22 protein-coding genes are annotated in these 21998 nt (G+C 47.7%); 14 read left to right on the top strand and 8 right to left on the bottom strand.

Annotation, left to right across the window (positions count from 1 at the left end; translation table 11 throughout):
* The first annotated feature begins 400 nt into the window (after positions 1–400).
* The 3 genes from Q7P67_RS12035 to Q7P67_RS12025 all read left to right on the top strand — a co-directional run bounded on the left by Q7P67_RS12035 (position 401) and on the right by Q7P67_RS12025 (position 5690).
* The gene (locus tag Q7P67_RS12035) at positions 401–3400 is read left to right on the top strand and encodes a DUF1566 domain-containing protein (protein WP_303852448.1); all 3000 of its coding nucleotides are present in this window, start codon (positions 401–403) and stop codon (positions 3398–3400) included.
* A gap of 129 nt (positions 3401–3529) precedes the next feature.
* Positions 3530–4579 carry a peptide-methionine (R)-S-oxide reductase MsrB gene (gene msrB, locus Q7P67_RS12030; protein WP_303852447.1) on the top strand — a complete coding sequence of 350 codons (1050 nt, stop codon included), beginning with the start codon at positions 3530–3532 and terminating at the stop codon, positions 4577–4579.
* Positions 4580–4676: 97 nt separating this feature from the next.
* Positions 4677–5690, top strand: a complete 1014-nt coding sequence (locus tag Q7P67_RS12025; protein WP_303852445.1) for a virulence RhuM family protein — start codon at positions 4677–4679, stop codon at positions 5688–5690.
* A gap of 31 nt (positions 5691–5721) precedes the next feature.
* Here the strand turns inward: Q7P67_RS12025 and Q7P67_RS12020 are convergent, their stop codons facing one another.
* Genes Q7P67_RS12020 through gspG form a run of 8 tightly spaced genes read right to left on the bottom strand, consistent with a single transcriptional unit; the run spans position 5722 to position 10592 of the window.
* On the bottom strand, positions 5722–6462 hold the full coding sequence (locus Q7P67_RS12020) for a hypothetical protein (RefSeq protein WP_303852444.1): 741 nt from the start codon (positions 6460–6462) through the stop codon (positions 5722–5724).
* A complete protein-coding gene (locus tag Q7P67_RS12015) occupies positions 6459–6914 on the bottom strand; it encodes a hypothetical protein (RefSeq protein WP_303852443.1) in 456 nt (151 codons plus the stop codon). The genes Q7P67_RS12020 and Q7P67_RS12015 overlap by 4 nt, the downstream gene beginning before the upstream one ends.
* Positions 6911–7897, bottom strand: coding sequence for a hypothetical protein (locus Q7P67_RS12010; RefSeq protein ID WP_303852441.1), 987 nt, complete (start codon positions 7895–7897; stop codon positions 6911–6913). The genes Q7P67_RS12015 and Q7P67_RS12010 overlap by 4 nt, the downstream gene beginning before the upstream one ends.
* Entirely contained in the window at positions 7881–8801 is a 921-nt protein-coding gene (locus tag Q7P67_RS12005; protein ID WP_303852439.1) for a general secretion pathway protein GspK, read from the bottom strand. The genes Q7P67_RS12010 and Q7P67_RS12005 overlap by 17 nt, the downstream gene beginning before the upstream one ends.
* Complete coding sequence (locus tag Q7P67_RS12000) at positions 8801–9427, bottom strand: type II secretion system protein J (RefSeq protein WP_303852437.1); 627 nt, start codon at positions 9425–9427, stop codon at positions 8801–8803. Before Q7P67_RS12000 ends, Q7P67_RS12005 begins: the two co-directional genes overlap by 1 nt.
* Positions 9414–9752 carry a type II secretion system protein J gene (locus Q7P67_RS11995; protein ID WP_303852436.1) on the bottom strand — a complete coding sequence of 113 codons (339 nt, stop codon included), beginning with the start codon at positions 9750–9752 and terminating at the stop codon, positions 9414–9416. The genes Q7P67_RS12000 and Q7P67_RS11995 overlap by 14 nt, the downstream gene beginning before the upstream one ends.
* On the bottom strand, positions 9749–10174 hold the full coding sequence (locus tag Q7P67_RS11990) for a type II secretion system protein (protein ID WP_303852434.1): 426 nt from the start codon (positions 10172–10174) through the stop codon (positions 9749–9751). Before Q7P67_RS11990 ends, Q7P67_RS11995 begins: the two co-directional genes overlap by 4 nt.
* Positions 10158–10592, bottom strand: a complete 435-nt coding sequence (gene gspG / locus Q7P67_RS11985) for a type II secretion system major pseudopilin GspG (protein ID WP_303852431.1) — start codon at positions 10590–10592, stop codon at positions 10158–10160. Before gspG ends, Q7P67_RS11990 begins: the two co-directional genes overlap by 17 nt.
* A 79-nt stretch (positions 10593–10671) precedes the next feature.
* Between gspG and mrtJ the strand changes: the two genes are divergently transcribed.
* The 11 genes from mrtJ to Q7P67_RS11930 all read left to right on the top strand — a co-directional run bounded on the left by mrtJ (position 10672) and on the right by Q7P67_RS11930 (position 21995).
* Positions 10672–11127, top strand: coding sequence for a JDVT-CTERM system glutamic-type intramembrane protease (gene mrtJ / locus Q7P67_RS11980; RefSeq protein ID WP_303852429.1), 456 nt, complete (start codon positions 10672–10674; stop codon positions 11125–11127).
* Between the two features lie 28 nt (positions 11128–11155).
* Complete coding sequence (locus Q7P67_RS11975; RefSeq protein ID WP_303852428.1) at positions 11156–12025, top strand: hypothetical protein; 870 nt, start codon at positions 11156–11158, stop codon at positions 12023–12025.
* Positions 12022–13854 carry a type II secretion system secretin GspD gene (gene gspD / locus Q7P67_RS11970; RefSeq protein WP_303852426.1) on the top strand — a complete coding sequence of 611 codons (1833 nt, stop codon included), beginning with the start codon at positions 12022–12024 and terminating at the stop codon, positions 13852–13854. The genes Q7P67_RS11975 and gspD overlap by 4 nt, the downstream gene beginning before the upstream one ends.
* On the top strand, positions 13854–15299 hold the full coding sequence (locus Q7P67_RS11965; protein WP_303852425.1) for a GspE/PulE family protein: 1446 nt from the start codon (positions 13854–13856) through the stop codon (positions 15297–15299). Before gspD ends, Q7P67_RS11965 begins: the two co-directional genes overlap by 1 nt.
* Complete coding sequence (locus tag Q7P67_RS11960) at positions 15299–16486, top strand: type II secretion system F family protein (RefSeq protein WP_303852424.1); 1188 nt, start codon at positions 15299–15301, stop codon at positions 16484–16486. The genes Q7P67_RS11965 and Q7P67_RS11960 overlap by 1 nt, the downstream gene beginning before the upstream one ends.
* Before the next feature lie 145 nt (positions 16487–16631).
* The gene (gene lepA, locus Q7P67_RS11955) at positions 16632–18437 is read left to right on the top strand and encodes a translation elongation factor 4 (RefSeq protein WP_303852422.1); all 1806 of its coding nucleotides are present in this window, start codon (positions 16632–16634) and stop codon (positions 18435–18437) included.
* Complete coding sequence (gene lepB, locus Q7P67_RS11950; RefSeq protein WP_303852420.1) at positions 18434–19117, top strand: signal peptidase I; 684 nt, start codon at positions 18434–18436, stop codon at positions 19115–19117. The genes lepA and lepB overlap by 4 nt, the downstream gene beginning before the upstream one ends.
* A 76-nt stretch (positions 19118–19193) precedes the next feature.
* Positions 19194–19907: a UMP kinase gene (gene pyrH, locus Q7P67_RS11945; RefSeq protein ID WP_303852418.1), complete on the top strand. Its 714-nt coding sequence runs from the start codon at positions 19194–19196 to the stop codon at positions 19905–19907.
* A 4-nt stretch (positions 19908–19911) separates the two neighbouring features.
* The gene (gene frr, locus Q7P67_RS11940) at positions 19912–20469 is read left to right on the top strand and encodes a ribosome recycling factor (protein ID WP_303852416.1); all 558 of its coding nucleotides are present in this window, start codon (positions 19912–19914) and stop codon (positions 20467–20469) included.
* A complete protein-coding gene (locus tag Q7P67_RS11935) occupies positions 20469–21194 on the top strand; it encodes an isoprenyl transferase (RefSeq protein ID WP_303852414.1) in 726 nt (241 codons plus the stop codon). The genes frr and Q7P67_RS11935 overlap by 1 nt, the downstream gene beginning before the upstream one ends.
* Complete coding sequence (locus Q7P67_RS11930; protein WP_303852412.1) at positions 21195–21995, top strand: phosphatidate cytidylyltransferase; 801 nt, start codon at positions 21195–21197, stop codon at positions 21993–21995. It begins immediately after the preceding gene.
* Positions 21996–21998: the final 3 nt, after the last annotated feature.

Genomic DNA, 21998 nt, shown 5'->3' with positions numbered 1-21998 from the left:
GTGTCATTTTTTTCCAACGCTCGCCCGGCATAAAGCCGTATCTCGCTCACACTCCGCCGAAATTATTCAGTAAACCGGATAATTCCAGCTCCGTGGGACACATCCGCGTGTCCTTATAAGTTACGAAAAAAATGACGTCCGTGTCATTTTTTTCCAACGCTCGCCCGGCATAAAGCCGCCTATTGCGAAGATTTTTCTCTATTCCGGTCTCTGCAACCTCAAAAGGAGTGAAGCAGTTCCATCATTTGATATACGACATGGATGCGCATGGAACCTCTGTATGAAACAGTTAGTGGTTTTTTACGTGAAAAATCACATATTGGTTAGATTGACATATTTGAATATAGATGATTAAATAATAATTAGTTTGGATTTAAATTATTTTGCCGGAGGACAGAACATGCGATTGATTTATATGGTTATTATAGCATTGGTATTTATGCTTTTCGGTTGTTTCAATCAGAACATAAGTTCATCATCAAGCGAGACTCCCAACTCTGAGATAGTATACAAAGGAATTGAAGTTTCCGCAGTAACGGACAGTGCGGGAAAAACCGCTATTACAAGTGTCCTGCTTGGAATTGTATATGAGATAGTCGCTCTCAGCGATGACGGTCAGCCGGTCAGCGGTGTTAAGCTGTCATACACGGAGAGCGGCGGCAAGTCCGTTGTATATGTATCAGACAACAGCGGCAGATATGCGGATATTGTTCTTGTGGGTACGCCTTCGGAACTGGCGGCGAGATATCCCAGAAGCAGGACTGCTGAATACCGCTCCGAGAGAGCGACCTCATACAACCTTGGCGTGGTTCTGAAACAGGGCAAAGGACATCCGACCGGCTTCGGCACCGACGCGCAAAATCTGAACAGCGTTTATATGGGCACGTCCGAGCGCACCGGAGATGGATGGACGACCGACTGCTACGCTGCCGACGGAATATCCGATTTCATTTCGGGGGTACAGGGGCTGAAGGTGTTTATTTTCGGCGGTCTGACAGCGAATGATAACATTTATATGGAGATAGGCGGTTCGTGGACCGGTGAGGCTCTCACGGCTGCAATGACGCAGAAGCTGGCTGAGGTATACGGCATGAGCTATGCGAACGCCGCGCTTGCCAGCTATCAGATGACGTGTTATACGCCTTCTGATGAGATGAACGGTCTCGGCGCGGTATGCGAGATTGTGAAGAGCAACGACGTATGCCAGACAACGCCGGGCGGCGGCGAAGAGACACCGACCAACACTGCACCGACAATTGCAGGTGTTCCGACATATACCATAGCTGAAGGTGCAGGCTACAGCTTTATCCCCACGGCCGATGATGCGGACGACGATGCGCTTACGTTCAGCATAACAGGAAAACCTGACTGGGCAAGTTTTGACACGGCGACAGGCGCACTGACGGGCACTGCAGTAACAGGCATATACACAGGCATAACCATAAGTGTCAGTGACGGCACGGATACGGTTAGCCTCGCACCGTTCACTATAACGGTGGCAGAGGTTGTTCCTCCGAACACTCCGCCAACCGTAGACGGGACACCGATAACGGCAGTTTATCGCAACGCTCTATACAGTTTTACGCCGACGGGTGCGGATGCGGACAATGACACGTTAACTTTCAGCATAGCAGGAAAGCCTGACTGGGCTACGTTCAACCAGTCAACGGGTGCGCTGACAGGAACAGCTGAGGTCGGAACGTTCGAAAATATCGTGATAACGGTTTCAGACGGTATGGATACAGCGAGCCTTCCGGCATTTACTATAACGGTTACAAACCGGGCGCCCTCCATAAGCGGAACACCGACAGCATCGGCACAGACGGGCGCAAACTACAGCTTTACACCGTCAGGAAGCGATGCTGACGGCGACACGCTGACCTACAGCATAGCCAACAAACCAAGCTGGGCAAGTTTCAATACATCCACCGGTGCGCTCAGCGGAACGACCACAGCAGGAACGTTTACAAATATTGTCATAAGCGTTTCAGACGGAGTAGCGACAACATCCCTTACTGAGTTCAGTATAGCTGTTGAAGACCCCAACTTTGCTCCGACCATACTGGGTACGCCGACAGTGTCCCTTTATGTCAATACGGCATACAGTTTTGAACCTGATGCAGATGATGCGAACGGCGATACGCTTACTTTCAGCATCGAGAACAAACCGGACTGGGCAACGTTCAGCGAAACTACAGGTGCGCTTACGGGTACGCCCACACAGACGGGTACGTGGAGCAATATAGTTATCAGTGTTTCCGACGGTACCGCAAACGTATCCCTTGCGCCGTTTGACATAGCTGTGCAGAACCATGCGCCTGATATAAGCGGAACACCGGCAACGGTTAAGAACGGTGAGGAACTCAGCTTCACCCCCACAGCCAGTGATGCCGATGGCGACACTCTGGAATACAGTATATCGGGCAATCCGGTATGGATGAGTATAAATTCATCCACAGGAACTGTTTCCGGTACGGCTGTGCTTGGCACATATGAAGATATTACAATAACAGTTCGGGATGGAAGAGATGGCGGAGTAAGCACACTCGCGTTTGACCTGACCGTGCATTATCCGTGGATACTTGCCAAAACAGGGCAGACTATAAGCTATTCGGCGAATGACGACGGTGCGTACGGGATGGGTGTTGCTCCTTCCTTTTCAAGAGATTCCGCAACAGGCACAGTTACGGATGGTCTGAACGGTCTCATGTGGCAGGATAATGAGGTGGGGACAGCTATGGATTGGACCACTGCCGGTACGACATGCGACAACCTGTCGCTGGGCGGTTATACGGATTGGCGTTTGCCGACTATAGAAGAGCTTGAATCAATAGTTGACTTCGGGCGATTCGCTCCTGCAATAAATTCGGTATTCACTTCTGTTTCTCCTTATGCCGGCTACTGGTCGTCAACGGCACATGCGTTTTTTGCCGGTAACGAGTGGTATATCTCTTTTGATTCCGGAGCTGTCTCTGCGGATAATGTGGACTCCTATGTCAGATGTGTTCGCGGAAACGCCTATCCTGCCGCAGACTTTGCGAGGGATGACACGAATAATATTGTTACCGATAACCGTACCGGGCTTATGTGGCAGGATGATGAGGTGAGTTCGGCGATCACATGGGAAGACGCTATAACCTATTGCGAGGATAAATCTCTGGGCGGGTATACCGACTGGAGACTGCCGAACCAGCGGGAGCTCTCGTCCATCGTTGACAGAAGCACCCGTAACCCTTCGATAAATCCGGCATTTACCCTGACTGCGGTTAACCATTACTGGTCATCCACCACTTATAAGTTTTTGACCACTTATGCGTTGATTTCTGACTTCAGTTACGGAAGTACGAATATGTATCCTAAAACTTATCTTTATTATGCCAGGTGCGTTCGCGGCGGATAACGGTAATTTTCCGGGGGGCGCAACTGAGCGCCCCTTTTTTTATCAGACCGGATTATTCGTAAAATCATCGGCTTAAAAAAATATTGGACTTTTTCATTTCAAAACCATCTTATTTAATATGAGGTGCGTATGAGATACTCAAAATACATAATCCCGATGCTTCTGATGTTCAGCATTGCCCCTGCGGCACAGGCGGCGAAGTATGAGACTGCCATATTCGCAGGCGGCTGTTTCTGGTGTATGGAGCCTCCGTTTTCGTTTCTGGACGGCGTTAAGGACGTTTCCGCCGGATATACCGGAGGCAAAACAGAAAACCCCACATATGAACAGGTTTCCACAGGCAGGACAGGGCATTATGAAGCTGTGCGTGTAATTTACGACCCTGCAAAAGTCAAATATGAAAGGCTTCTTGACATATTCTGGAAGAACATCGACCCAACGGACGACGGCGGGCAGTTTGCAGACCGGGGCACTCAGTATCTCACAGCAGTGTTCTATACAACTCCTCAGCAGAAGGCGGTTGCTGAAAAATCAAAAGAGGCGCTGGGTAAATCCGGAAAATTCAAAATGCCTATAGCAACAGCCATCCTGCCGGCAAAGAAGTTCTACGCGGCAGAGAACTACCACCAGAACTATTTCCAGACCAATAAAGACCACTATGACAGGTATAAGGTCGGTTCCGGAAGGGCGGGGTACATCGAACGCACATGGGGAAAACAGGAGAAGAAAGTGAATCAGAAATATAAAAAACCGTCGGAAGACGAGCTTAAAAAGAAGCTGTCGCAGCTTCAGTACAACGTGACACAGAAAGAAGCCACTGAGCGTCCTTTCAGCAACGAATACTGGGACAATCACAAAGAGGGCATATACGTTGATATCGCCACAGGTGAGCCGCTGTTCAGCTCAAAGGATAAGTTTGATTCCGGTACAGGCTGGCCCAGCTTCACAAAACCAATAGATAAGTCCATGGTAACGGAGAAAGAGGATTTCAGACTGTTCTCCAAACGTACCGAAGTGCGAAGCAAATACGGCGATTCGCATCTTGGACACGTTTTTGACGACGGACCCCAAGACAAAGGCGGTATGCGCTATTGCATAAACTCCGCGTCACTCCGTTTCATCCCGAAAGAAAATCTTGAAAAGGAAGGTTACGGCGAATATCTGAAACTGTTTAAATAAGAAGGATGTAAATACTGATCGAACCATTCACAAATTGCGTCTGTAAATAATATTGTGTAGAATACGTTATTATTGCGGCAGTTGAAAAGGATACGGAATGAACAATAGAGGCGAAATAATTATTTACGAGACAGATGACGGTAATATCAAACTGGATGTTCTTCTTAAAGACGAAACCATATGGCTCACTCAGATAGATATGGCAAATCTTTTCGGGTGCTCGAAAGATAATATCTCTCTTCATTTAAAAAATATATACGAAGAGGGCGAACTGGAAGCTCCGGCAACTACCGAGTATTTCTCGGTAGTTCGTATTGAAGGCGACAGACAGGTGAAAAGAACTGTACCCCATTACAATCTTGATGTAATTATATCTGTCGGTTATAGGGTTAAAAGTATTATCGCCACGCGTTTCCGTATGTGGGCAACAAGGCAGCTTAAAGAATTTATCGTCAAAGGCTTTGTTATGGATGACGCAAGGCTTAAAAATCCGGGCGGTTGGGATTACTTTGATGAGCTGCTTGACCGCATCAGAGATATCCGTGCTTCTGAAAAAAGATTTTATCAAAAAGTTCGTGATCTTTTTGCCTTGAGTATTGATTATAAGGACAACAAGGTGGCAACAAATATTTTCTTTGCAGAAGTTCAGAATAAGCTGCTTTATGCTGTCACGGGGTACACAGCTGCGGAGATAATTATTAAAAGAGCCGATTCTGATAAACCGGATATGAATCTTACTTCATGGAAAGGGAGCAGAGTTCACAAAAGTGATGTGATAATAGCAAAAAACTACCTTTCTTCTGATGAAATAGACTCACTCAACAGACTTGTGGTGATTTTTCTGGAACAGGCTGAGCTCAGAGTTAAGGACAGACAAAAGCTGACTCTCGACTATTGGCGGAACAATGTTGATAAGATGCTGGAGTTCAATGATAAACCTGTCTTGAAAGGCTCCGGCTCCATCGGAAATGAACAAATGAAAACCATAGCTCATGGTTGCTTTGATGACTTTGATAAAAAGCGGAGGATAGCTGAAGCTCTGGAAGAAGATGCAAAAGATATACGGGAGCTTGAAACCATCCAGAAGAGAATAGCACAGAAAAACAACTGACAATGCCATGAGCTATCAAGTGTAATGCTCTTTACTCTTCATCCTCATTGGTTTGTGAGCCGTTGTCGCCCATGACAGGATGAAGATTGCGAACTTCCCCTCTGATACTGATGTTCTGTTTTTGTCCGGCGAATTTTATTGTTCCGCTGAGGTCAACGTCCGAGTTGACGATATTCAGTCTGTTCAGCCTTATGCTGCCTTTCATATCCAGTTCGTTTTTGTCGGACGATCGCAGATGATTGATGGTGATAATCTTGCCTTTTGTTTCAACGTCTGTAGAGATGTTTTCGAAAGGCATCTCCCCCAGCGGTGTTTTCATAAGCATTTTGTCGGCATTTACGCTTATTTTCGAAGTGTCGGATTTGATGTCTATATTGCCTTTAACATTTACGTTGCCGTGCAGGCTGACCGGTTCTTTGATGAAGTCCAGAGCACTGCCGCTGGTTGTAACGTCAAATTCCATATCCGAGTCGGAAATCTTAGCCTGTGCCGTATAGATACCCTTAACGTCAATGCTCATATTGCCGGTGAAAAGTGTCAGAGGGGTATGGTGAAAAGTGAAATCGCCTATCTCGTTCTCGTTGATTGTCACACCTGTCAGCTCGGTGGAGAACATGCCCGATTCAACACCGGCATATTTTAGACGAAATCCCATGTTTTTAGCGGACTTAGACGCCGTATTTTCGATATATGACCCGAAAGGAAAAAAAGCCCAGAGTGCCGCTGTAAATGCCAGAATAAAAATGCCGAACGATATCAGGATTTTGTTCATGATTTCTCGGCCTGTATCACAAGATTAAGGCGTTTTTCGTTATCAAATCTTTTACTTATCTTAACGCTGTTCAGTTTTATGTTGGATCTTCCTTCAAGTATGCGTATGAAGCTGACAGCCTCGTCACCAGTGACGCTGTCAACGCGGAAAGAGACCGATTCGCCCCCCTGAACGTTTATGGGCTTCATATCGCCCAGACGGTTTGAAAGTCCCAGAGCCTCTGCGCTGGTTTCAATAAAACTCAGCAGTCCTTCCTCAACTTTCGGACTCTGAACAGGCGCTTTAAGCGTCTGCATGTAGTAGTCCAGAGCCTTTCCGGTTTTTTCGATTGTGTCTGAGTATGCGGTTTCAGCCTTTGCCGTAGCGGAGCTGAACCCCGAATATGTCCAGTAGAATACGAGGAAAAGCACCCCGCATACCAGTGCCGTGATGGTTAATTTATCTCTGTTCACTGCTGAAACCTCAATGTGAAGGTAATGTTTCCGTCCTGCTTTTTGGTGTCGAGGAGGTTAATCTCCTTGCCTGTCTCTTTTTTAAGCTGTTTACGGAAGTCTTCAATAAAGGCGTAGTCAGATGTGACGCCTTCATACACCACGCTTCTGTTTTTAATGTCTATGGAGTTTGCCGTTATCCTTTCGGATTGTGCACGGCTTATCTGTTCCAGTATGGCGAGCGTTTCAAAAGATGCTCCGCCGCCCGCTTTTTCAGCTTTGAATTTAAGCTGACCGTATGGGGCGGAAGTGTCGGCAACATGCGCCTGCTGATAGATGCGGTTAAGCATCCCTTCCGCACGCTGTACCTTGTTGTCCTGATACGCGTATCTGAACCAGAGACCCAGAACAAACAGGGCGTAGATTGCCGCCAGAGCTATTATGTGGAATTTATATTCGCCGAGAGCCGCTTTCGGCGCTTTAACGAACGGTATCGTAAGGGCGGAGGATGCCGGAACCTGAGTGGGTTTCGGTGAATTCTGCCCCTGTTTTTCGATATGGGTTATTATGCCGTCCTCGGACTGGATGGATGTGTCGGCATAGGTGTGCACGAATGTGTCGGTTGTGCCGTAGCGTATTGCCATAGGGCTTGTGACCCTGCCCGCTTTGTTCAGAACGGACATCATGTTCCTGTTCTCCGTAAGGTCGGGTTTCAGCATACATATAAGGAAGTTGTCCCCCTTTTTCATGTATGCGAAGACGGACGTCAGCTCTGCGGGAAACTGTGACGCCAGATAGTTGCGGATAAACATATCCGTTTTTCTCTTTGGCGCCTGAGGAAACTCCATTCCCGTATAAAAAAAGGAGGTGTCGTCAATTATCAGGTTGTACCCTGATTTCATAGAGAGTACAGCCGCCTGATCCACAGGAGTTTTCGCGGCGTCTGTCAGAATAAAAAAATCGGAACCGCCCGTCAGAAGGATTGTGTTAGTAGTAGTCTCCATCTAAACCTGCCATAAATCTTATCACCGCTGTGTTGGTGCCCTCTTTGCTCACCAGAGCGTGATAGAAACGGGGAACGTCGTTTAAGGTTATCTCAACCCTGACATAAAATAAAGTGCTTTTTACGGTGATGTAGGGCAGCACCTTCATATATACGTCCGAGGGAACGCCGAATTCTTTCTGTATGTTCGAAACGTCTTTCAGTTCGTCGGTCTTTGTATAGTCTGCGATCTGCTCTGCGTAGTCTTCCAGCTCCGGAAGGAACATTTTTATGGTGCCTTCCGATGCGAAGTTGAGATTAATTGCGTTGCCGTCGTCCTGAGATGTAAAATATTTTACCAGCTTGTTATAGTTGTCGGGATCTTTCGAAAGTATCCTCAGTTCGCTTATGGTTTCAAGAGGTCCGTTTTTGGTTTTGAACTCCATACCGGAGTATTCATATCCGCCGTTTTCATTTCCGCTGACAGATGTATCGCTGTCCGCATCGATATAGTCGAGTATCTCCGCGCAGTCCAGCCCTTCAATCTGTTCCTCGTCCACAACTTCTTCGCAGGCCGTGCGGAACCTTTCGGCGTCGTATGCCTTGCTTTCAATCAGATCGTTAAGAGGAATTTTTGCGTTAACCGGTGTAACAGAGATTGATACCGTTCCGTAGGGTACCTCTGTCAGCGGTATAATTGCCCAGTCCTCCTCGCGTGAGTCGTATGAGTTGTCGTCATCCTCAAGAAGCTGTTTTACGGCTGTCACAGCGGACATGGCATAGATATGGGACTGGTTTTCGTAAAAGTCGTCGGAAACGTTCGTAAAGTTCTCCATGCTTTTTTCATAGACGTAAATAGCTGCGGATGCTCCGAAGGCTATGAATATCAGCACGAAGATAAGTACGGAACCTTTATTGTTTCTCATTAGTTTTCCGCCATATCAGCCGGGGTGTCCGTTGATGATGAGGACGAATCGGTTGTCGAGGTGCCGTCTGATGCCGACTGTGCAGCTTCTGTAAGTCCTTTTGATGTAAAGCCGCAGCCCGCAACAAACTCAACGGGAATGTCCTTATATTTGAACGACACCTGAATTATTGTGTCGGTGCTGTCATAGTCCTCGGTGAAACGGTAACCGTTGTGGGAATAAACTGTAAATTCAGTGACTTCCGGCAGAAGTCTCAGCTCCCATTCATACCCGATATCGGTCTGTTCCTCTTTGCGGATGAGCCATCCGTCATCGTCAACATAATATGTTATGTCAACCGGCATTGCACGGTCTAGTTTTATAGTGTTCAGGCTGGTGAATTTCAGAACTGCATTCTTTCCGGCATTATTTATAGTGAGCGAATCCTGATAAAGCTGGAGCAGGTCCGGTTTAAAGAGCTTTCGCGATGATATAAGAAGGGTGTTTGCCCTGTTGCTCTTTTCCGCAGCCTCTTTAGATGCCAGAACTGAGTTGAACAGCGAATAGACCCCCATCACCACGAATGAGGAGATTACAAGGGCGATAAGCATTTCTATCAGCGTGAAACCGCTCTTACTGCGCTTCATAGTAGTAGTACACCGATTTTGCGTCCTTCGCCTCGCAGGTGAGTTTTATCTCATCCACTCCGGAATAAAGTGCCGCGCCTGTTTCGGTTGTGAATTTTATTTTTGTGCCGTCAGGCATGTTTTTGGTTTCGTTGAAATTTCTGCCCGGATAGTTCATCTGCTCCAGAACGCGCAGATATCCGGCTTCGTTGACATACGCTTTGCGCACGGAGTATTCCGAAGCGTTCAGAGAGACGAAGGTCAGTCGGTATATGCCAAGCATACTCAGCGAAAGTATGGCAAGAGCTATCAGAATCTCTATCAGGGTAAAACCTTTGCCGTTCATTTAACCACCACCGTTGCAAGCATGGGGTATGACTGAACAACTTTTCCGTCGGAAATTTCCATTTCAAAATCATCGAAGATTCCGTCCGGATAGAAATATATGTAGTATTCAACACCATTTACGTCTTTGTCGTTGATTTTAACGCTGTCAACTTTGCCGAGGGGAATTGTGATCGTTTTACCGTCCGAGAGCAGCAGGTCTTCGGTGCCTACGGTGCCTTTTATGAACACTTGTCGGTTAAGGTCTTTCGCAGCCTTCAACTGCGACTGAATCAGTTCGTTGAAAAAGGATTCGTCCCCGCCGCCCTTAACGGTCTTTTCCGCCAGAGAGGGCGACAGGGAGATGAATCCGAGTCCCATTATAACCATTACAACCAGAAGCTCCACCAGAGTGAAGCCGCGGGTGTTATTCCTGTTTGTCATTAAAGCTCTTTATGTCCGCGTTAACGCCTTCGCCGCCCTCTTTCCTGTCTGCTCCGTAGCAGATTATTTCATAGTCGCGGTCTTCGTCGCCGGGGCTTCTGTAAACGTAGTCACCGCCCCACGGATCTTTCGGAACCTCTTCGATATATCCGCCTTTTTTAAAGCTGGTGGGCACCGGATCGATTGTGGTCTCTTTCACCAGAGCCTCAATCCCCTGCTCAGTGGAGGGATAGATGCTGTTTTCCAGCTTGTATATTTTGAGCGCCGCCTCGATGGCTTTCATGTCGAGTTTGGCTTTTGTGATTCTTGCTTCATCGGGTTTGTCGAGCAGTTTCGGCACCAGAAGCGTCCCCAGAATACCGAGGATGACAAGCACCACCAGTATCTCAATGATAGTAAAGCCCTTGCTGTTTTTCATTCTGCACCTCAATCAAATCGGTTTTATCTTCGGTGTTATTATATTTGACAAACCACCCAGATTCAATAGATGATTTGTCATGACATATATTAAAGACGGCGGGGCTGATGCCGGTATTGTTCCGGTTCCCCCTTTAACAAGGACAGACGTTGCCCTGCTTTTGTTTTTTATTTTTTTAGGTTTTTTCTGGATCGGTCTGCGTCTGATAACAGGCGGCAGATTTGTCATGCCGTCGCCGTATATGCTGCTGGTTTTTTTTATTTTTGCACCGGTTGCAGAAGAGTTATTCTTTCGGGGGCTTGTTCAGAATTGGTTGAAAAGACGAGTAACATCAATTGTTTTTGGTGTGTCTGGGGCTAACGTTCTTGCCTCGGCGTTGTTTGCGGGCGTTCACATTGCCGGCTGGGGAGTTGAACACGGGCTTATGGTTTTCGCACCATCGCTTGTAATAGGCTTTTTATATGACAGAACCGGAAGAGTTTCCTTTGCAATCTTGCTCCATAGTATATATAATCTCAATGCAGCGGTTGTCTGACACATGAACCTATGCGGAAAAAAGCGGAATGATGAAAATTAATTATAACTACATTGCTTATCCTGTCGCGGCAGGAGTATTTATTGCCTGGGCAGTAACAGGCTTTTTACAGTACCGCTCCACTGCGAACATCTCCCTCGGCGCAGAGGGCAGAGGCGCGCGTCTGAACGTCAGCAGCGAACCCAGCACAGAGTTTATAGTGCAGAAGAACATCTTTAAAGCGGAAACCCTGTCTGTTAAAGGTACACTTGACGCTGTTGGCTTCGAACCCTCCTTTAACCCTGACGGAACACCGCAGGCTGCTCCGGCACAGGACGCCGGAGGTCTTAAACTTGTAGGCGTTCTGAAAGGCACAGGTGAATCCTTTGCCATCCTTAAAAAACCGGACGGCAAAAACCTTGTTCTCAGACAGGGGTTTGAAAAAGAGGGTATTCTTCTGGTCTCCGCCGGAGAAACAGAGGTTGAGATTGAACAGAACGGAGCGCGCAGCAAGCTCTCCCTCGACATAAAAGACCCCATGGCGGGACAGAATCAGAACGGTCCTTCCGCCGCAGCCTCCTCTGTTCCCGGAGGCGTGGACAGAAAGACAATGCCCAGACGAACAGTTATAGAAAAACTTTCAAATATAAACTCCGTCATGAAGTCTGTGGCTATAAACCCATACGACCGTGACGGAAAATTTGTCGGCTACCGCCTTTCAAGAATGAAGCCGGATTCGGCTTTGGTTGAGATGGGGCTTATCTCCGGCGACGTTATCATAAGGCTTAACGGAAAAGATCTTAAAAACCCCACCATTTTCTTCGACACCCTCGCAAATGCAGAAAATCTGAGCGCCCTTACGCTTGATATAGAAAGAGCACAGCAGAAAAAGACCATATATGTGGAGATAAAAGGATGAACCTGATCAGAAAGTTTGTATTGATTATACTGCTTTTTGCCGTTGGTACGGCGAATGCGGGATTTAATGTGAATTTCAGTGATATGGAGCTTACGGACTTTGTTACGTTCGTTTCGGAATTCACCAAGAAGAATTTTGTCTATGACAAAAACGCTCTTAAAGGAAAGGTCAGCATCGATTCCGCCACGCAGATACGTTCATCCGACGTTATAGACATTTTTGCCTCCACTCTGCGCGCTAACGGATTTGAGCTTGTGGACAGGGGCAACTACTATGAGATCGTCAAACAGGCTGATTTCATGGATGCCGACGACTCATCCGGCACGGGCGAAGCGAACGCGCTCATAACAACCGTTATCCACCCGAAAAACTTTGACGCGAGAGTGCTTGTAAACGCACTGAACAAAATGAAGTCCAAAGGCGGATATGCGGAAGTTATTAAAAGCATCAACGCAATCGTCGTAAGAGACCGCGTTTCCAGAATAGTTAAAATACGCTCCTTTGTGGATAAGCTCGATCAGAGAGCGCAAAACTTCACCATCCGCTCCATAAAAATTGAGAACGCTTCCGCAAGCAACGTTGCGGATAAAATGACCAAGCTCTTTGCAGATATGGAGAAAAAGAGCCTTATCGCAACAGATCCGGTTATTGTTGCGGACGATTATGCCAATATAATACTCGTCGCCTCGCTTGACGGCGATTTCGAAAGAATAAATACTATCGTTGCCCAGCTTGATACCAAAAGCCCGGGCAGCTTCAATGCACCCAGAGTTTTCTATCTTAAAAACGCCAACGCGGAGGACGTTGACAAAGTACTCAACACCCTTACGGGCACCATAGCGCAGGCGGGAACGGACGGCAAGACCGCCGCAAAGGTGAAATCATCCGTATCTTTTGACAAGGCTACAAACTCCATCATCGTTTTCGGTGATCAGGAGCTTTACGGCAAGATAGACGAACTCATCAAGAAACTGGATGTGCCCAGACGTCAGGTATACGTTGAAGCGCTTATCCTTGAGACCACTCTGGACAACGGAAACAAATTCGGCGTGGAATGGCAGGGTACGGTTGGTAACGGCAATACCGCCGGAACAATCGGCTATGTCGGCAGCGACAATAACCTTATGAACTTCGCAAACGGCAACGCCTCTTCACTGAGCACAGGCTTCAACCTCGGCGTGCTGGGCGACGTGGTTTCATACGAAGGGCTTAACTTCCCCAGCATCGGACTTCTCGTTAACTTCGTCAAGACCGCAAGCGGCATCAACATCCTTTCAAACCCCCAGATACTTACTCTGGACAACGAAGAGGCGGAAGTTTTTGTTGGTGAGAACAGACCCTTCCTTACAAGCACAAAATACGACTCGAACAACAACCCCGTTCAGTCATATGAATACAACGACGTGGGCGTTAAGCTGAAAATAGTTCCCCAGATAAGCTCCGACGACTCGGTTACGCTGAAAATAGAGCAGGAAGTCAAGAAGGTTGCGGAAGGCTCCGCAGACTCTACCTCTCCCACAACTCTTACGCGCTCCACCAAAACAAGAATCAAGCTGAGAAACGGTTCTATGGTTGTCATTTCTGGTTTGCTGAAAGACGACAGCGACAGAAGCGACTCCGCCATACCCGGTTTGTCCAAGATTCCCGTTATCGGATGGCTGTTTAAAAACAGAAGCACAAACTACGAAAAAACAAATATGATGGTGTTCATATCCGCTCATATCATAAACACTCATGAAGAGGCGGAAAAACTCACCGAGAGCAAGCATCAGGAATCGCTGGACTTTAAAAAGCAGATCGATGAAAAAATCAGGAACGAGTTCAAGTAATGGATTACGCAAAACTGGTTGAATTTTATCTGAAATATCCTGACCGCACTGATTTTGCGCCGGAGCGGCTGGGCGACAGCGCCGTAATGCTTTACAGCGGCGCGGCGGGACTTGCCAAGGCAAGGCATCTGCTGTTTGTCACAGGCGAGAAACTGGAAACGGAAGAAGCAGACAAACAAAGGATATTTGCCGTTCTTGAGGCGCTGGAATCTTCCCGCACCGACGAGTTTCAGGGGGATATTCAGGATATTGAAGGGGCTGACGACATCCTTGCCGCTTCATACGATGATGCGCCAATCATAAGACTTGTGAACAGCACGGTTATCAAAGCCGTTAAATCCGGCGCGAGTGATATTCACTTTGAGGGACTTACAGGCAGATTCGCAGTGCGTTTCCGCATCGACGGAAAACTTGCCACCATCCGCGAATTTCCCAAAAACCTTCAGGAATCTGTCATCGCGCGTATAAAAGTTATGTCCGACCTTGACGTTGCCGAAACCAGAAAGGCGCAGGACGGACGTATCAACATCCGCATCGGTAACCGAGATGTGGATATAAGGGTTTCAACCGTTCCCTCCGTTACGGGCGAAAAAGCCGTACTGAGGATTCTGGAAAAATCAAAAACGATGGTAACTCTGGAAAAAACGGGTATGCCGGAATCTATGCTGCCGGATTTCAGAAAAGCCATTAAGAGACCGAACGGAATCATTCTGGTTACTGGTCCCACGGGTTCAGGTAAGACCACAACCCTTTACTCTGCACTGTCGGAGATGATAAGCGACGACACAAACATTATGACCATAGAGGATCCGGTGGAATACCATATGGAGAAGATTACGCAGGTGCAGGTGAACCGTACTGTGGACATCACCTTTGCATCGGCTGTAAGAGCGTTTCTCAGACAGGATCCCGACGTTATCCTCATCGGTGAGATCAGGGACAAGGAAACTGCGTCCGCAGCCGTTCAGGCGGCTCTGACAGGTCACCTTGTGCTTTCAACTCTGCACACCAACAACGCGCCAACAGCTGTTGCGCGTATGCTGGACATGGACGTTGAACCTTTCCTTCTCTCCTCCGCGCTGGTTACGGTAATCGGTCAGCGTCTGGTGAGAAAGCTCTGCCCCCACTGCAAAAAAGAGGTGGAGCCTGAAAAATACGTTAAAGAGTTCTTTGAACCGGCAGGGAAACTGCCCAAGCACATATACGAACCCGTCGGCTGCGACGAGTGTATGCACACAGGTTTTGCAGGCAGGGTTGGTGTTTTCGAGATGGTAACCATCAGCGATGGCATCCGCAGACTTATAAACGCCAAAGCGGACGCTTCGGAAATAGCAAAAGAGGCGGTTAAGAGCGGATATAAACCGTTCGTATTCCATGGTTATGATCTTGTTTCAGAAGGCGTCACCTGTGCGGGTGAGATAATCGCCGTTATAGGTGCCAAGTAATGCCTGTTTTCTCTTACGAAGGGATAGACAAACAGGGAAAAAAGGTTAAAGGCAGGCTTGAGGCTTCGGGCAAAAATACTGCTCTGTCAAAGCTCATGGGCGAAGGTCTTCTCATCTCAGGCATTAAGGAAGCCACTGACAAACAATCAAAATTCTCCATATCTTTCAGAAAGAAACCGCTGGCGGACGTGTTTTTCCAGCTTTCCATACTTCTTTCAAGCGGCATACAGCTTACAAAAGCATTGTCTGTAACGGCGCAGTCAGTTAACGACAGAAAAATGAAGGCGGCGCTGACGGATATGTGCGAAAAGGTGTCCGGCGGAAAGAAATTTTCCGATGCAATGGACGCGCACAAAAAAATGTTCGGCGAGCTTTACGTCCACCTTGTCAGAACGTCTGAAAAAGTGGGCAGGCTGGCTTCCGTCCTCATGGACATTTCCAGGTTTGAGGAGGACAGGAAAAAGGCCGGAGAAAAACTCACGGGCGCAATGATATACCCCACAGTTGTTCTTACTATGGGTCTTGGCGTCGTTGGTTTCATGCTGGCGTTCGTTGTGCCTAAGCTCCAGAGCATCTTCGAAAGCGCAGGTGCGGACATCCCCGCGTCAACCAAGTTCCTTCTGTTCATGTCCAACCTTTTACAGCATTACGGACTGCTGATATTCCTGTTTTTTATGGTATGCGTTTCTGTGTTCACAAGATTTTATGCTATAAAGGGAAAATTCCGCATGTATATAGACCAAAGGCTTTACAGGCTGAACATAGTTAAGGACGTCACAGCCTCAAGGCTGTCCCACGTTCTGAGTTTCCAGCTTCGCGAAGGTCTGCCCCTTGTGGAGGCTCTGCGTAATACTGCGCCCGGTATAGCCAACATCTATGTGGGTCAGGCTGTCATGGATATCGCAGAGAGCGTTGCCGCGGGTAAGAAATTTTCAGACAGTGTCAGCCAGAGCGGACTCTTTACAGAGCTGTTTGTTGCCGCCGCCGCAACAGGTGAGAAGAGCGGTAATCTCCCCGACCTCCTTGAGCGCGTAAATATTTATTACAGCAGAAAAACTGAGCAGTTCACCACAAAATTTGTTTCAGTCATAGAACCTGTCTTCATCATGTTCATCGGTCTGATCGTCGGTTTCATCGTAATTTCTATCATGGAACCCCTGTTCTCCGTCAACTCACTCGTGAAATAGAGGGAGACCGCTTAATACAGCCGTTTCACCTATTAATCCTTTTTCTTATTTTTTTGCTTGTCTTTTATACTGGGGATAAGGTATTTTTAACCCGTATGTTTTCAAACGGCGGATATATCCGCGCCGCACTTATTCAAGAGGTTACATGGGAAACGAAAATATCAGAAATTTCAGTATCATAGCTCACATTGACCACGGAAAGTCCACCATTGCGGACAGGCTTATCGAATTTACCGCCGCAGTGGACAAACGCCAGATGCGCGATCAGATACTGGACAGCATGGACATAGAGAGGGAGCGCGGAATCACCGTTAAGGCGCAGACAATCCGACTGAACTATAAAGCGGATGACGGAAACAGCTATGTCCTTAATCTTATCGACACACCCGGTCACGTTGACTTCACCTATGAGGTGTCCAGAAGCCTTGCCGCCTGTGAAGGCGCGCTGCTTGTTGTGGATGCCGCACAGGGTGTTGAGGCGCAGACCATAGCGAACGCATATATGGCGGTGGATCAGGAACTCGACCTTATCCCCGTTCTGAATAAAATCGACCTCCCCAGCGCCGATCCTGACAAGGTGAAAGCCGAAATTGAGGATATCATAGGTATCGACGCCGCAGATGCAGTGCTTGCCAGCGCTAAGGAGAACATCGGCACCAAAGAGATACTGGAGGCAATCGTTAAAAAGATACCCGCTCCGGTGGGTGACGTTGCAAAGCCTCTCAAGGCGATGATAGTTGATTCATGGTACGATTCGTATCTCGGTGTTGTGGTTCTGCTGCGCGTTATAGACGGCGAGCTGAAAGCGGGCGACAAGATACAGTTTATGTCCAGCAAGGCGGAACGCATTGTTGACGCTGTTGGCTATTTCACTCCTAAGCCTGCGAAAAGCGACGTTATCCGTGCGGGCGAGGTGGGCTTTATGACCGCCTCAATCAAGGATATACGCGAGATAGATATCGGCGATACAGTTACAAACCCCAGAAAACCCACGGAAATTCCGTTCCCCGGTTTCAAAAAGGTGAAACCTGTCGTTTTCTGCGGTATGTATCCCGTTGAATCGGGCGACTATGAAGACCTGCGGGACGCACTGGAAAAACTCTCTCTGAACGACAGCTCCATAACGTACGAGGCGGAATCATCCGCGGCACTCGGCTTTGGATTCCGTATCGGTTTCCTCGGTCTCCTGCATATGGAGATAATTCAGGAGCGTCTGGAAAGAGAGTTCGACCTTGATCTTGTAAGTACTGCACCTACAGTGGTTTACCGGATCACCAAGAGAAACGGTGAAGTCATTGAAATTGACAATCCGGCTGGTATGCCCGACCCCACTGAGATAGATTTCATAGAGGAACCAGTAATAGCGGCGACAGTAATTCTTCCCGAAGAGTACATCGGCGGCGTGATTCAGCTTCTGATATCACGGCGCGGCACCCAGAGGAACATAAAATTCATCAGTAAGACGAGAGCTATTCTTGAATACACCCTGCCGCTGGCTGAGGTTGTGATGGATTTTTACGACAAGCTGAAATCAGTTTCAAGGGGCTACGCGTCCTTCGACTATGAGATGGATGGTTACGCCAGAGGCGAGCTTGTAAAACTTGATATTCTTCTGAACAAAGACAAGGTGGATGCCCTCTCAATTATAGTGCATAAGGATCAGGCGTTTTATAAAGGCAGAGACCTTGCGGACAAGCTGAAAGACGTTATCCACAGACAGATGTTCGATATCGCCATTCAGGCGGCTGTCGGTAACAAAATTCTGGCGAGGACTACAGTTAAGGCGTTCCGCAAGAACGTTACGGCAAAATGCTACGGCGGCGACATAACAAGAAAAAGAAAACTGCTTGAAAAACAGAAAGCGGGTAAAAAGCGCATGAAGAACGTCGGAAATGTGGAGATTCCGCAGGAGGCGTTTCTTGCAGTGCTTAAATTAGGTGACGGGAAATGAGTAAAAACGATATGAACGATACAAAAAATCCTGCGACAGAGACAGATAAATCAACTGAACCGCAAGCCAAAAAAGACACTTTCTTCGACTCCCTTGTGGTGGCTGTGGTCATCGCCATGGTCATCAAGGGACTTCTGCTCCAGACATATCAGATACCTTCCGAATCGATGGTGGGAACTCTTCTGAAAGGCGATTTCATCCTTCTGAACAGGCTGGCATACATTTTTTCCGCGCCTGAAAGGGGCGACGTCGTGGTGTTCGAGTACCCGCTCGACCCTTCAAAGGATTTCATCAAACGGGTCATAGGCACTCCCGGTGATAAGATTGAACTGAAAGACAAAACAATATATGTGAACGGCGTTGCACAGCCCGAACCTTACAAACAGGTTAACGGCATAGTGTCTATGCCGGGAGAGCTTTCCGCAAAGGATAACTTTCCTCAGTTCACGGTGCCTCAGGGCAAATACTTCATGATGGGCGACAACAGAGACAACAGCTATGACAGCCGTTTCTGGGGCTTCGTTGACGAAAGCTCCATAAAAGGTCATGCGGTACTTATCTACTGGTCGCTGAAAGATCCTGAATACAGTTCAGTCTGGTCAAAATTCCCGCTGAGTATGTTCCGTTTTATGAACCCTGCATACGATAGATTCGACAGATTCTTCAAACCCATCAAATAGTGCGGCGGGCAATACAGGAATTGATTAAAACGTTATAATATGTAATAATTAAGGAATACAGAACAAGGTGGAAACCGTGCAAGTCAAGTACAAAACTATTCTTTTGAAACTTAGCGGCGAGGCTCTCATGGGTGACGGAGAGTACGGCATCGACTTTAAAACCGCTAATTTCATCGTTAACGAGATCAAAGAGGTTGTCGATATGGGCGTCAGCGTGGGCGTTGTTGTCGGCGGCGGAAATATTTTCAGGGGCATACAGGGCACAGCCCGCAATATGGACAGGGTTACGGCTGACTATATGGGTATGCTTGCAACCGTTATAAACTCTCTTGCTCTTCAGGACGGACTGGAAAAAGTGGGTGTTCCCACCCGCGTTCAGACGGCTATAGAAATGCGCCAGATAGCGGAGCCCTTCATCAGAAGGCGCGCAATGCGGCACCTTGAAAAGAGCAGAGTAGTGATTTTCGCTGCTGGAACAGGAAACCCCTATTTCACAACGGACACGGCGGCGACTCTGAGAGGAACGGAGATAAACGCGCAGGTTATTCTGAAAGCCACAAAGGTTGACGGCGTTTATACCGCGGATCCAAAAAAGGATAAAAATGCCGTAAAATTCGACACCATTCCTTATATGGACGTTCTCAACAAAGGACTTCAGGTTATGGATTCAACAGCTATAACAATGTGTATGGACAATAAAATACCGATAATAGTTTTCGATATCTACGGCAAGGGCAACATGAAAAAGGTTGTCACGGGCGAGAAAATCGGAACAATCGTGGAGGGATAATTCAATGGGTGCAGCAGTTGTAAAAGATATGAAAGACAAGATGGACAAGACCATCCAGCATTATAAAGATGAACTGAAAACGATACGCACGGGCAGAGCTTCAATCTCGATGTTCGACAACATAAAAATCGACTATTACGGTTCTCCCACGCCCCTTTCCGGCGTTGCGACACTGAGCGCACCGGAACCCAGAATGATAACCGTTTCCCCCTGGGACACTTCAATGATAAGCCCCATCGAAAAGGCTATCCAGAACGCAAACATGGGCTTTAACCCTTCAAACGACGGCAAGATAATCCGCATACCCGTTCCTCAGCTTACTGAGGAGCGCAGAAAAGACCTCGTTAAACACGTTAAGAAGGTTGCAGAGGATACTAAGGTCGCCGTTCGCAACCTTAGACGCGACGCAAACGACAGAATCAAAAAGATGGAAAAAGATAAGGAAATATCCGAAGACGACGGCAAGAAATTTATCGAGCAGATTCAGGTTGCTACAGATGATTTCATAAAAAAAATAGACGTTATCACAGGCGAGAAAGAAAAAGAGATCATGGAGATCTAGTGGCTGATATAATAATACCGAGACACCTTGCCATAATCATGGACGGAAACGGGCGCTGGGCAAAGTCCAGAGGGCTGCCAAGAGTTTTCGGACATAAGCGCGGCGCGGAGGTTGTCACAGATATCGTAAGGTATTGTTCAGATATCGGCGTTTCTTATCTCACGCTCTATACGTTTTCCATGGAGAACTGGCTCCGACCCAAAGAGGAGGTGGGCTTTCTCATGGATCTTTTGCAGAAATATCTGGAAAAGGAACTGGACAAGATGCAGGAGAACAACATCAAACTTGTATTCTCCGGCAGGCTTGACCTTCTGCCTCCGAAAACCAAGGAGATAACCCAGAGCGCCGCTTCCATCCTTGGTGAAAACACAGGGATGGTGCTGAACATCGCCCTCAGCTACGGCGGACGCAACGAGCTTGTGGACGCTGCAAAGATGATGGCGCAGATGGTTGCGGAAGGGAAGATAAAACCGGAAGACATCACACAGGAGCTTATGGCTTCCTGTCTCTATAACGCGGATATACCGGACGTTGACCTTGTTATCCGCACCAGCGGCGAAAAGCGCATAAGCAACTTTATGCTTTGGCGCGCGGCATACAGCGAATTTTTCTTTACGGAATGTCTGTGGCCGGACTTTGACAAAGCAGAGCTTGACCGCGCCATCGCCGATTTTTCCGGCAGGGTGAGGCGGTTCGGTATGACTGATGAACAGGTGGGTAACTGAGTGAGCGACAGACAAAAAAGAATACTGACATCACTGGTTGCCATACCGCCTATAGTTGCATTTATCTATCAGTTTGACAACATAGTCTTCTTTCTCGCAGTACTTGTTATAATACTCCTTTCCACACGCGAGTTCATCGACATTCTTGAGGCAGGGAACGTTAAAGTGCTGCGTATACCTGCGTATATCGGTGCTGTTTCACTGCCCTACGGCATATATACGGCGGACGTGCGCTTCTTTTCCGGTGCGCTGCTTATTACGGCTCTCCTTGCAATGACCATGAAGCTGTTTTCCGAGGACGCGCTCAAGGATACCTTCGACAGCATCGGCGGAACGCTGACCACGGTTCTGTATGCGCCCCTGATGTTTTCTTTCATAATATTGTTAAGGAAGATGGACGCCCACGGGGCATATATCTTCTTTCTGATAGTTCTCATCTGGATGAGCGACACCAGCGCGTATTTTGTGGGATGCCGATTCGGCAGGCGCAAACTCTATGAAAAGATAAGCCCTAAAAAGAGTATCGAGGGCGTCATAGCCGCGTATATCGGCGGTGTTGCTCTCGGCGTTGCTTATAGCTGGCTTCTGCTGGATTTCAAACCGGTGCACGGTGTTATCGTCAGCATTCTGGTGGTTACTGCGGGCATCATAGGAGATCTGGCTGAGTCAATGTTCAAGCGGAAAGCGAACGTAAAAGATTCGGGTAGTCTTATCCCCGGACACGGCGGCATACTGGACAGGGTTGATTCACTTCTGTTCGGCGCGCCAGTCCTGTATCTTTATCTTATATATCTAGTGTAATCC

This window comes from Seleniivibrio woodruffii (assembly GCF_029267515.1).
GTDB lineage: Bacteria > Chrysiogenota > Deferribacteres > Deferribacterales > Geovibrionaceae > Seleniivibrio > Seleniivibrio woodruffii_A.
Note: the sequence above shows the minus strand (reverse complement) of the source record. Positions and strands in the feature narration are given on the sequence as shown.